This is a genomic window from Sungkyunkwania multivorans (assembly GCF_042675645.1).
Lineage (GTDB): Bacteria > Bacteroidota > Bacteroidia > Flavobacteriales > Flavobacteriaceae > Sungkyunkwania > Sungkyunkwania multivorans.
The window spans coordinates 236,128-248,482 of the sequence record NZ_JBHTJH010000003.1 but is presented as its reverse complement, the minus strand read 5'-3'; the positions used below and the strand labels follow the sequence as shown (position 1 = coordinate 248,482).

The window sequence follows — 12,355 nt, the reverse complement described above, 5'->3', positions numbered from 1 at the left end:
GGTGCTGACCCCGCATGCGGGTGGCGAGAAGGGCTTCCACTTCATCCCCGAGGTGGGCGAGGAGGTCCTGGTGGGCTTCGAGGGTGGCAACGCAGAGCGACCTTTTGTTATGGGAGCCTTATACACAGGAAGTAATAGCCCAGGAGGTTGGAAAACCGAGAAGAACGACATCAAAGCGATTCGCACGCGCAGTGGACACACACTATCATTTTCAGATGAAGATGGAAAGGAAAGTATTACCATCTCCGATAAGAACGGAAACACCATTATACTAGATACAGCAGAAAAGGGAATTGTGATCAATGCGCCAGAGACCATTACCATGGCCTCCAAAGAAATAAATATTCAAGCTTCAGAGACCATCAATATAGAAGGGACCAACAACGTGAATGTTAAATCGCAAGAGATCCTAAATGATGGTAGCGCGAAGGTGATCGTAAACAGTGCAGCCAAAGTAGAAGTTGGCGCACCAAGTACGTTGGTCGAAGGGAAAGCCGAATTGAAGATGAATGGTGCCATGGTAGATGTCAACGGCACGGCTATGACCAATGTCAAAGGAGGTTTATTGAACCTTAATTGTGGTTGATAGCAATGAACAACGAACATAATCCCATAGCGCAACTGGTCACTAAGATCCAGCAGAGATGGGTGGATGAAGTAAGTCCGCACGAACAACTGCAACTTGTTCGCTGGTTGATAAAACCAGATCAAGCAAGGCTCTATGAGGGGTTCTTAAGATTGGAGTCCACTCCAAATGGGAGTCTTCCAGAGGTTACCATTGTATTATTGACAGAGTTTCACAGCAAAGAAGCCCACAGCAAGGCATTGATCAAAGATTGGGTGACCTACTTTAAAGAAGACAAAACGCTTCAAGAAGCCCTAGATTCAAGAATTCTAAAATTTGATTGGGATGTAGATGTTTATGAAAACAAATTAACATCGGAGGATACCGACTTCGACCTGCTTTTGTTAGAAATGCTTAATACATTTCAAAAAGCAATGCCCAATCGGCAACAAGGCCTCACTTTGGCCTTATTTCCCTATTCAGTTGCATATCCAAAAGAATACAATAGCTGGTTAAATGCCATTACGCAGCAGGGATTACCCAAAAAAGCGAGAATCATGTTTTTTGATCATGTCGAAGAACGTTACTACGATGATGTGATGGATAAGCAGAAAGACCGCGCTAAAACACTTTCTGTTACTTTAGATCTTCAAGGAGCGATCAATAAAATAGCGGCATCTGGTGATCCAAACGACCCTGAGATTCAATTCAGACAATGTATGATCGAGATGTCCAAGAGCGTTGCGAAAAAGAATTTATCTAGATTACACGAATGGGGAAAGAAAGGGCTCTCAGTCACTCAAAAGACCGGCAGCAAATCAGCTATGGCCTCGGCCCATGTGATCTACGCGGGAATGCTTTTCAATTTTAAAGAGTATAAAACCATCGAAACCCTACTACAAAGAGGAATGTCCTTGGCGAGACAGGGATTAGAGACTGGCGATGATACATGCAAACCCGTCATTATTCAAACCTATGGGTATATGGCGAGCTGCAAGCAGTTACAAAAGGAAAAGGAAACAGCATCCGATTTGTTTTGTAAACAAGCAGACATATCTATCGAGTATGGATTTGGTCCTCAGGCGTTGACCGCCTGGTGGCTTGGATATAATGTCATCAAAAAACGAGACAAGAAAAAGTATAAAGAAATAGTAGCAACGGCTTACAATTTCGGGGTCACGATCCCACCTGAAATGTTAAAAGCTACCTGCATGCCTTTTATCGCAGCAGATCATTTCAATATTTCAGAGAATGATAGAGAAAAAGAACGATGCGATACAATACACACCTTTATGGTCGATGTGGATGGGGAGGAATGGCGGACCAAAGTAGAAGAACATCGTAAAGAAATGGAAAAAAAGAGTCTTTCAATTTTAAATTGGTTTTAAATCATGTTGTTGGCAAATAAACACTTCACCCCAGTCTTAGGAATAGATATTCACATTGTGATAATTCCGCCAGGGATACCGGTGCCCATTCCACATCCGTATATCGGCATGGTCATAGATCCTATGGATTATATTCCTATCATTGGTTCTACCATCAACGTAAACAACGTTCCACGCGGAAACGCCACCACAGGTGGAAGAATAGGGACGTTCATTCATATTCCGATGGGTGGCCCATTTTTAATGTCACCTATGATCGGCCATGATTCGATGAATTTCTTTGGAAGTACTACCGTGAGTGCCAATGACAGTTATTTTACGCCAGCAGGCTATATGATGATGACCTGTAACGATATTGGAATGCCTTTGACACTTTCCCCGGGAAAGAAAATGAAACCGATTCCCAGTCTTTATCTCCCGTCTTCCATGAGCATACCCTTACCAATGGGAAAACCAGTGATGGTTGGAGGGCCTTACGCTCCTGATCTAATGGGAATGTTAATGGGTCTGGCCATGAGTTACGGCTTTGGAGCGCTGATGAAAGGTGCTGGAAAAGCACTGGGCAAAGGTCTCAAAAAAATGAATACAAGCGTCTTTAAGAAATTCAAAGCAACCAAAGGTCTCAGCAAGAAACTTTGTAAAATGGGCTTTGAGCCAGTGGATCTGGTAACGGGCCGAATGGTTTATGAAGGCGTTGATTTTACACTTCCAGGGCCCATTCCAATAAGTTGGGAGCGCAATTGGTATTCAGATTCCGCCTACGAGGGAATGTTAGGACATGGGATGCATTGCAACTATGATCTCTCATTGCACGTCGTCGCTGAAGAGGATAGCGTGGTCATGCGTTTGCCAGATGGTAGAATAACCGCCTTCTCATGGCTAGTTGCTGAAGGGGAAAGCGAGTACGATCGTTCAGAAAAACTGACATTGACCTGTGTCGATGGAAACACCTATAAAGTGAAGGACCACGAATCCCAGATGGTCTATACCTTTAAGAGATTTACCGAACAGCTATACAAACCAACAAAACTTAGCAATCCCGAAGGTTTTTCAATTCAGTTCGAATATAATGCCCTCTATCAGCTAGAGACAATCATAGATAGTGTTGGTAGAAATATTACCCTCGAGCTAGATGAAGAATCTAGGGTAACTCAGGTGTTGGCCCATCACAAGGGAGCATCCAGAATTTTGGTCAGCTACCGCTATAACAGTGACGGCGATATGACTCATATTGTCGATGCCTTGGATCAAGCGACGATCATGGAGTACCAGAATCACTTAATGGTGAAGAAGACCGATAGAAACGGCCAAGCGTTTTATTGGGAATACGATGGTAAAGAAACAGGCGCAAAGTGCATAAAGACCTGGGGAGATAAAGGCATTCTCTCAGGAACTTTAGAGTATTATAAAGGCTATAATGTGATCACCAATTCACTTGGCCAAGAGAGTGTCTATTATTTTAACAGTGACAATCTATGTACGCAAGTTACCGATCCGATGGGGGCAAATATTTTTCATGAGTACACACCATTCATGGAACCTTATCGCGATATTGATGAAGAAGGGAACATAACGGGTTACAGCTATGATGAGCGGGGCAATCTAACCGGGCTTCACCAACCAGACGGTGCGGTCATTAGTTTTGTGTATGACGAAGAGGATCGACTGGTCCTTACAAAATATCCCGGAGGTGGCTCGGTAGTACGCACCTTTAAAGAGGATCGCTTGCACGCCGTAATCGGCTTGGATGGAGGCGTCACAAACTTTACTTACAACGACCAAAATCTTATAGGCGAAGTACGGGATAATGCGGGAAATCGTACTTTTTTGAAATATGACGAGGACTTCAATCTCAACAGCATGTCCCTTCCCAATGGAAGTGAAAGCACTTGGTTATATGATGCTTGGGGAAGATGCCAATATACCAAGAATGCCGAGGATCATCAACAGCAATTCTTTTACGATGAGTTAGATCGCCTATATCAGATTCGTCAGGCCGATAATAATTTGGTCAAAATAAAGTACAATGCCTATGATGAGGTCATTCAGGCAAAAGACCAAAAACGACGTGAGGTGAATTATGAATACACACCTCTTGGAAGTTTGAAAATGAGAGAGGAAAGAGGTAGAAGAATTCATTTTAAATATGATACCGAAGAGCAATTGCTCAGTATCACTAACGAGCAAAATGAGTACTACCGTTTCTCCAGAAATGACAAGGGTGAGATCACAAGAGAGATCGGGTTTGATGGATTGGTGCGCGGATATGACCGTGACCGTGCCGGAAAGATTTTGAAGGTAAATCGGCCTGGGAATAAATTTACTGAGTATGAGTACGATCTAAATGGAAGAATCACCAGAGCTGAGCATAGCGACGGTAGCTGGGAGATCTATTCTTACGATCGCGATGGCAACCTCATTGAAGCAAGAAATGAAAACAGTGTCGTACAGCTCATCAGGGATGAGGCAGGAAGAGTGATCGCAGAAAAGCAAGATGGGCATCTTGTAGAAAGTACATTTGACAAACTTGGGGATCGCATACAGATCACAAGCAGTCTTGGAGCCAACATCAAGCTACTGCGCAATCGTATGGGGCTGATCGAAGAGATGACCGCCCAAGTACATAAGTTGGATGAAAGTTCTGATAATGCTCCCCTTCTGGGTGAGCTGTCCGCTGACGGCGAACTGAGGGGGCCACAAGGAGCTTGGCAAGCTCAATTCACATACAATAGCCTCGGAATGGAACTTGATCGTGTACTGCCTGGAGGTATTATGAATCGCATGCGGTATGATGCTGCTGGAAGACCCATAAAGCATTTGGTGACTGCTGGCAATAGAGAATTACGCCACAGAAACTATTCATGGAATGTCAATGACCGATTGACTAAGATGGTCAATGAGTTGACCATGGGTGTTGTAAGTTATAGCTATGACGATTTCAATAATCTGGCGGGAGCAAAATATGAGAATAAACAATTCGACTATAAACTACCTGACGAGGTAGGTAATTTGTATCGCACTGAGGGCAAGATCGATCGGAAATATGGGGTGGGAGGACAATTGCTAGAAGCTGATGGCGATCGATTTAAGTACGACGACGAGGGTAATCTGATCAAAAAAATTACAGAGAAGGGCACTTGGACGTACAAGTGGTACGGCAATGGAATGCTAAAATCGGTGGATAGGCCAGATGGTAAAAATGTTGAGTTTGAATACGACGCGTTAGGTCGCCGTACTGCAAAGATAATAAAAGCCTTTTCCCTTGGGGGAAGTTTGGAGGGGGCTGAGACCATTACTAGATTTATCTGGAATGGCAACGTCCCGCTCCATGAGTGGAGTTATGATCTATCAGAACGACCTAAGCTGATAGCTGATGAATGGGGCATCCTCAAAAAGGATAAGCCAGAACCTATCGGTGATAATTCTCCCCCCTCGGGGGACTTGCCTCCCGGCAAGGCAGGGATGTCCGAAGGACAGAGGGGGCTCATCACCTGGGTATTCGATGAGGGAACTTTTAAGCCGGCCGCGAAGATCGTGGATGGAGAGCATTACTCGATCATTACCGACTATCTGGGAACGCCCGTAGAGATGTATGATTCTCAAGGCAATCAAACTTGGGCCGTAGAGTATGATATTTATGGAAAAATAAGAAAGCAAATAAAAGGAAAACCCCATGATTGTCCGTTCCGTTATCAAGGACAGTATGAAGATGAGGAGACTGGACTATATTACAACAGATTTAGATATTATTCCGCCGAAGAGGGTATATATCTGAGTCAAGACCCTATTGGGCTGAGTGGAGGTATGCCCAATGCCTATTCCTATGTTCCGAACTCGAATTATGAAGTGGATCCCTTTGGCCTTTCGTTTGGCAGCTGGAACGAGTTTCAAAAAGGAATGCAAGGCACTTTTAATAATGCCAATCAAATGCCATGGAACAAACCTCCATCAAACGCTATGGATGCGGGAGAAGGTTGGAAATGGTATCAAAATATGAAGAATACCACCGACACTCCTGTTCTAGGTAATCTTGAAGATCACACAAGTAAATATATTGGAAAAAAGGGTTACCATGTGTTAAATTCTAATCGATGGAGTCCAGGTGTTAACAAGGCTTGGATTCAAGCTGGTATTGATAAAGGAGCTTCCTTTCAATTGGTAAGTCCGCAAATTGAAAAATATCTGGTGGTTCAAAAAGGAGCTAGAAAGGGTATGCCAACTGTATTTGCTGACGAATTGGCACAGTTAAAGAAAGCGGGATACGTACAAAAAGGGAATTTTATGGTTCCTGGTAAAGGTTGTAAATAAACTCAAATAGTATAATAATGTTCCAAGAACTGTTAGAAGAAATAAGAATAACTGATAAAATGTTAACTGAATCTAGAGAAAAGAATTATTCAGAGAACATTGATATCAATCAAGATAATTGGCTAGAAATAGCACAAGAACGAAGCGAAGCATTTAGAAAAGAACATTCAAAAACACTCGATGAGGTGACTAAAAGTATTCTTACAAACTTTGATCATTTGGACACCAAAGAAAAAAAGCTACTTATAGAAACAATCGGAGGCACTGACAATTTGAAGGACATGTTACGGTTAACGGAGGAATATGATACTATTGAAAACAAGATTCTACTCTTGATAATTTCTAACGTAAGCGCCGACATTCGAGACACCATGCTAGAACTTAATGATATAGTCGATCTTGCCGCTAAAAATAAGATAGCATATAAAAAAATTATAAAAAAGTATTTGCCGATCGCAGACGATACGAACAAACATGGAGGCATGGGGTCAATGAAGAGTTATTTGACCAGAATGGTTGAGTAAGAGCGGTAGAAGTGGATAGATTCATTACGGTTCATCTTCGGAGATGAGAACACCTCATTTTGGCGCAGCCGTATGTGTTTTCCCGATTATAGAAAATAGCACTTTTCAACCGTGACTCAAAAAGCGCTGAAAATACCCTTAAAAAATTATATTTAAAACAACCTAATGACCAATCTTATGCGATCTTTATATCTCTTATTGCCATTATTGCTATTTGGACAACATGCCAGCGCACAGAACAGTTCAACTGATTATATAGAGACCGAAGCCCTCATCAAGGAGATAAACTTTAGCATCAAATCTCGGAGGTCTTCTGCGACCGCGAAGGTAGATTATGTGACTCGTGAGGGAGATAGCCTTTCAAGCATTGTCAAGTTGCCACATGTTCCATTTATTGGCACCTGGTATGACGAAGGCGATACGGTCACTGTATTGTACAACAAACAAACGCCGCAACTTCTAAAGACCAAAGGAACACTATTTACAGAATCCTATGGAGTCTACTTGCTGGTCCTGCTGGGACTCATAGTTTTGCTATACAGATATATGCGAAATCGGAAACGATGATGCTAGAAGAATAACAGGCAAAAAAAAAGGAGGGACCTTATACGATCCCTCCTTTTTCAATTATAATTTTTTAAATAGTTTACTTCTGCTGCTCATATTCGGCTCCCCAATCGGTGCCATCATCACCTTTTTGACCATCCATTTTGATCATAAAGTTCTTCGCAGGGAAGTAAGGCTTCATATGAATGTCTAGGAAAACACGGTCTTTTTGTTGCGGATCTTGCTCAAAGCGTTTGATTGAGAAGTCCTCGATCAGTTTGTCGGGACCAGTGATGCCGTCCAAAAATTTAACGATCTGCCCCATCAGTTCTTTACGAGTCTTCGCATTAAAATTCTCAAAAGCTCTTCGATTTAAGAAATCCATCAAGACTTTGGTGACATAATCGAATACCCTAACTACCGAATAGGTCTGTAGTCCAAGGTTATCTCCATTGAATAGCGTTTTAGCCGAAAATGCCATGACCTTGCCGTATTCATTTACCATGGGTACGAGTCCTAGTTTTTCAAGTTCGGCGATCTCACTTTTCTTCAAATCAAAACGAACGCCATCCACTTCATTCATTCCACCAAACTTTTTACCTGCAGTAACTTGGGACATCAGGGTTTTGTATATCTTACCAGCTAGGGCACTCGATGGAGCAACAAAGACATCGTCATCTTCACCAACTTCATCATCTTTACCTCGGCCTACCAACCAGTTACAAGCCATGATCACGTTAGAACGGTATTTATCACCACCGGTAAGGTTGGCTGCCTCAAACATTTCCATCACATCATCTGGCTCATCCAAATGCTCAAAATCGGTGATCATCATCACTTTGTTATCATGTGCGATCTTCGCCCATTTTTCGACTACCTTATTAGACCCTAAATATCCTGGCAGTACCAACATACCATAATTGTCTCTTAGGTCTAGGCGATCAAATCCTTGGACAAGTTCTTCTTGGACGGCATCGATGAACCTTGTATTATCAAGATCCTTAAGCTGTTCAAGTTCCGCATTCATGATGTTGATATTCTTGATTTTGGTCGATTCGCTATTCTTGTAGAATAACGCCATGGAGCGATAAGACTGTTCTAATTCTCTAGTTTGCTCCAAGGCAGCTCCTAAATTCTTCTTCAGGCTTTCTCTAGCGGTTGCCGAACGTTTGTCTGCCTCCTCGATCATCGTTGGAATATCGTCGGAAGAGGATAGAATATCCGTCCATATCTCTAGCGTTTTCTTTAGTTTTTCACGTTCCGCTTTTTTAGTTGATTCTGTTAAGAATATTTTCTTTCGTGCTTTCCGGCTTGGGTTCATATTCTGAACATCATCGATGCAGGCCTCTAAAAGGTCAAAGCCACCATATCTGGCCAACTTCTCCTCATTTGCCTTTAGCTCCTGTACAGGATTATCTATCTTAACTTGTTGTGCTTGCTTTGCTGACATTTCTTGCTGCTTTTTAACCTTGTTGTAATTCTGCTAATAGGGATTGAAGAGATCTGATAATGGCCGTCTTGGCCTCTGGATCTGCTAGCGCAGTCTTTAAGATCTTGTTGGATTTCAGTTGCTTTACCATCTTCAGATACTGGTCCTTCTCGGTATCCAAGTCATTCAGAAACTTACTTTGGGCAGTGATGCCCTTGCTTCCAAAGTCACCGAGATTACTGAACGTAAGTGTTTCTTTGGACCCTACACCTTCAGAATCTTCAAAATCTACTTCAACCTCTGGTTTATAATGTTCAAAAACAGCTTCGATATTCGTAAGTCCGGAGACTATTTCTGGTTTAATTGGTTGGTCTTGGGTAAGTTTTTGTATGAACAAGGTCTTGTTCTGGCCAATTTCTTGGATGGCCTCATTAGCATCGGTTTTCACTTCCGTTCCGCCAAGACCGTACACATTGTCACTCATAATGATCTAAATTATCGGTTATTAACTTTAAATATACTAATATTTTGTTTCCGAGAAACACTAATTGTCGTATTTCCATTCCAATTTGTCATCCTTTATATCTAAAGACACTTTGCTGCCTTTAGAAATCTTTCCAGTGATCAGCATCCTAGACAAGGGTGCTCTCAGGTCGGTTCTTATAACACCTCTCAACGGTCTCGCACCATATTTTGGGGTATAACCTTTGTATGCAAGGAATTCTTGTGCCTTCTCAGAAAGTTCCAAGGTAATCTCCTGTTTCCCAAGGGCTTTGTGTAAGTCCTTTAATTGTATGTTGAATATCTTTACGACATTTTCCTTGGTAATCGGTGCGAAAGGAACGATCTCGGTGAGTCGCCCTAAGAATTCTGGTCTGAAGAAACGTCCCATGTTTTCCAAAAGGTCGCTTGATTTTGGAATTTCTCCCTTTCCAAAGGTGTCTACAATTTGCTCACTCCCAATGTTCGAGGTGAATAGGATCACTGCATTCGAAAAATCGCCGGTCTTTCCTAGACGGTCATGCAATTTACCTTCATCTAAGATCTGTAAGAAGATATCGAATACCGAAGGATGCGCTTTTTCGATCTCATCAAACAATACGATAGAGTAGGGTTTCTGTCGAATCTTATTGACCAGAAGTCCACCTTCCTCATACCCGACATAGCCTGGAGGCGCCCCATAAAGTAAGGCTGCCGAATGCTCCTCTTTAAATTCGGACATGTCAAATCTTATGATCGCATCCTCGGTCTGGAAGAGGAATTCTGCCAATGCTTTGGCAAGTTCCGTTTTTCCTGTTCCTGTTGGTCCGGTAAAGAAAAACGAACCGATAGGTAATCCTGGCTTGCTCAATCCTGATCGAGATTCGAGGACGGAGGATGAGATGACCTCGATGGCGTGATCCTGCCCAACTACTCTTCGCTTCAAATGGTCCTCCATGTTAAGCAATCGTTCTTTTTCGTCGGATTGGAGCTTCCCAACGGGAATCCCTGTCTTATTGGATATGGTCGCCGAAACGTCGTTCTTGTCGATATGTTTCTTGTCCTCTGATGCCTTTTTTACGAACTTCAAAAGTATTTCGGTGACTTTTTCTAGGCCTTTCTCAGGAGAATCGATACCATCCCAGATATTCTCTTCGTTCAATTCGGCAAATAGCAGATAACTGAACTTGTTGCTCAGATTGTCATAGAGCCATTTAACTTCGGTCAATTTTTCTTCTTCAGAGGCCTTGCTATCTTTTAGTTCTTCTACCAGAGACTTTACGTTTTCTACCTGGGTGGCAGTGGTTTCTAACATATATCGAGAGGCAGACATCGTACGATCGATGAGGTCGATGGCCGAGTCTGGCAAGCTTCTATCCTTATTAAATCTTTTAGAGAGTCGGATGGCTTCACCTATGGTCTCGTCCTCAACGGCCAATTTGTGATGGGCCGTGTACTTGTCGATGGTATTGGAGATCATCTTTAACGTTTCCGCTTCCGTGGGTTCCTCCAACGGCACGATCTCAAATCTCCTGGCGAGGCCTTCCTCTTTTTCTATATGCTTTCTGAAGGCATCATTGGTGGCGGTAGCGACGATCGTCACTTCTCCTTTGGCCAATTCCGATTGAAGAATGTTGACAAGGCCTTGGTTGCCACTGTTCTTATCTGCCAAATGATAAATTTCATCAATAAGCAAAATGGGCTTTGCGAACTGTTTCATAGCACCAAAGATTTTTTTGAAGCGATCTTCGACCTCACTTTTGTAGGAAGCTCCCGAAACCAAATTGATCAGATCCAGCTCATAGATCTGTGCATCTTTCAACGCTTCTGGAACATTTCCGCTTGTGATCGCTTCACTAAATCCGTCTAGCAATACCGATTTCCCAACACCCGGCTCTCCAGTGACCAAAACGTTAGGCTTAGAATGTCTTCCAAGGATTTCGACGATCATCTTTACTTCTGCCTCTCTTCCGTAGATGGCCTGTAGTTCTTTATTTTGAGCCTGAGAGGTCTTGTCAAGACAATATTCGTCAAGGATCTTATGATCTAGTACAGTCGTACCATTGCTTGTGCCAGCGCTAGTATCTTTTAGTGCTGCTGCATTTACAATTTTCTTTGTGCTCGCAGTACCCCGATTCAAAGCATTCAACACTTCATCTGCTTTTAGCGTGAGTGTTTTTAGTTGCTCATAAGAAAAGCCTACACCTGGGGTGCAAAGTGAGACAAGAATACTGTTTGGTGTGATGTGGTCTTCACCCAGTTTTACACGGACATTATCGGATTCGTTAAAAACGGCCTCGACAGAGCGATCTCCTTTTATCGTATCGGGTATTTTAACCGACCTTGGCAGGGCTTCTATACGAACGTCCGCCCATTCTTCCATATAATAAACATCGGCATCGATTTGATGAAGAAAGTCTCGCAATCCTATGTCCTTATGAAGCAGCGCCTTAAGCAAGTGAGCGGCATTGTATTCTTCATTGCTTGCCTCCTTGGCGATGGATTGTGCGATATGAATGGCTTCTTCAGAAGTCTTTGAAAGGGAAAAATCCAGTGTTTGCATTTGGTTGGTCAGTGGTTATTGTTAATTGATTGTCTGAAAGATACGCAATAATAGCTTTTTACAAAGATAAAACAAGATCGGATAAGTTGTAGGACAAAAAAACCCGATTATCTGTGCTTAAGCAGGGGTTGTTGAAACGAAAAGGGCCCTAGAAATTAATAGGTCCTGATGGTATCTGAGGTGAGGTTCTTCTTCCGCAGTTCCCACAAAGCGGTGCTTTGAAAATCAAAAAACCACGAAAACAAAAAAAGCGAGCTCCTTTTTGGGAACTCGCTTGTATTTTCACCTTTTGGTGACCTATCCGTACTCGAGGTGGGATTGCACCCCTTCGGGATTCTTCCCTGAAACGTCGTCTTGAAAAGCCATCAAAGAAAACTACAGCTTTATCCAAGAAAAAAAGCAAGCTCTTTTTCTTGAACTTGCTTTGTTTTCGCCTTTTGATGGCTTTATCCGTACTCGAGGTGGGAATCGAACCCACACGATATTGCTATCACTGGATTTTGAATCCAGCGCGTCTACCAATTCCGCCACTCGAGCATTTTTGGGACTGCA

At 42.7% G+C, this 12,355-nt stretch carries 8 protein-coding genes and 1 tRNA gene; 5 read left to right on the top strand and 4 right to left on the bottom strand.

Annotated features, from left to right (window positions below; all coding sequences use genetic code 11):
• From ACFQ1M_RS02965 to ACFQ1M_RS02945, 5 genes are all read left to right on the top strand, one after another.
• A partial coding sequence (locus ACFQ1M_RS02965) for a phage baseplate assembly protein V (protein ID WP_386403646.1) occupies positions 1 to 586 on the top strand: 586 nt, incomplete at its 5' end.
• Positions 587 to 591: 5 nt separating this feature from the next.
• A complete protein-coding gene (locus ACFQ1M_RS02960) occupies positions 592 to 1,953 on the top strand; it encodes a hypothetical protein (RefSeq protein WP_386403643.1) in 1,362 nt (453 codons plus the stop codon).
• A 9-nt stretch (positions 1,954 to 1,962) separates the two neighbouring features.
• The gene (locus ACFQ1M_RS02955; RefSeq protein WP_386403640.1) at positions 1,963 to 6,261 is read left to right on the top strand and encodes a DUF6531 domain-containing protein; all 4,299 of its coding nucleotides are present in this window, start codon (positions 1,963 to 1,965) and stop codon (positions 6,259 to 6,261) included.
• Between the two features lie 17 nt (positions 6,262 to 6,278).
• Positions 6,279 to 6,785, top strand: a complete 507-nt coding sequence (locus ACFQ1M_RS02950) for a hypothetical protein (protein WP_386403637.1) — start codon at positions 6,279 to 6,281, stop codon at positions 6,783 to 6,785.
• 165 nt (positions 6,786 to 6,950) lie between these two features.
• Positions 6,951 to 7,352 carry a DUF3592 domain-containing protein gene (locus ACFQ1M_RS02945; protein WP_386403634.1) on the top strand — a complete coding sequence of 134 codons (402 nt, stop codon included), beginning with the start codon at positions 6,951 to 6,953 and terminating at the stop codon, positions 7,350 to 7,352.
• A gap of 79 nt (positions 7,353 to 7,431) precedes the next feature.
• On the opposite strand, the gene ACFQ1M_RS02940 is transcribed toward ACFQ1M_RS02945, so the two are convergent.
• The 4 genes from ACFQ1M_RS02940 to ACFQ1M_RS02925 form a co-directional block, all read right to left on the bottom strand.
• Positions 7,432 to 8,781, bottom strand: a complete 1,350-nt coding sequence (locus ACFQ1M_RS02940) for a DUF5458 family protein (RefSeq protein WP_386403630.1) — start codon at positions 8,779 to 8,781, stop codon at positions 7,432 to 7,434.
• A gap of 13 nt (positions 8,782 to 8,794) precedes the next feature.
• Positions 8,795 to 9,244, bottom strand: coding sequence for a hypothetical protein (locus ACFQ1M_RS02935; protein WP_386403627.1), 450 nt, complete (start codon positions 9,242 to 9,244; stop codon positions 8,795 to 8,797).
• Between the two features lie 60 nt (positions 9,245 to 9,304).
• Positions 9,305 to 11,803, bottom strand: coding sequence for an ATP-dependent Clp protease ATP-binding subunit (locus ACFQ1M_RS02930; RefSeq protein ID WP_386403624.1), 2,499 nt, complete (start codon positions 11,801 to 11,803; stop codon positions 9,305 to 9,307).
• A 453-nt stretch (positions 11,804 to 12,256) separates the two neighbouring features.
• Positions 12,257 to 12,340 (bottom strand) — tRNA-Leu (locus ACFQ1M_RS02925).
• Between the last annotated feature and the right edge of the window lie 15 nt (positions 12,341 to 12,355).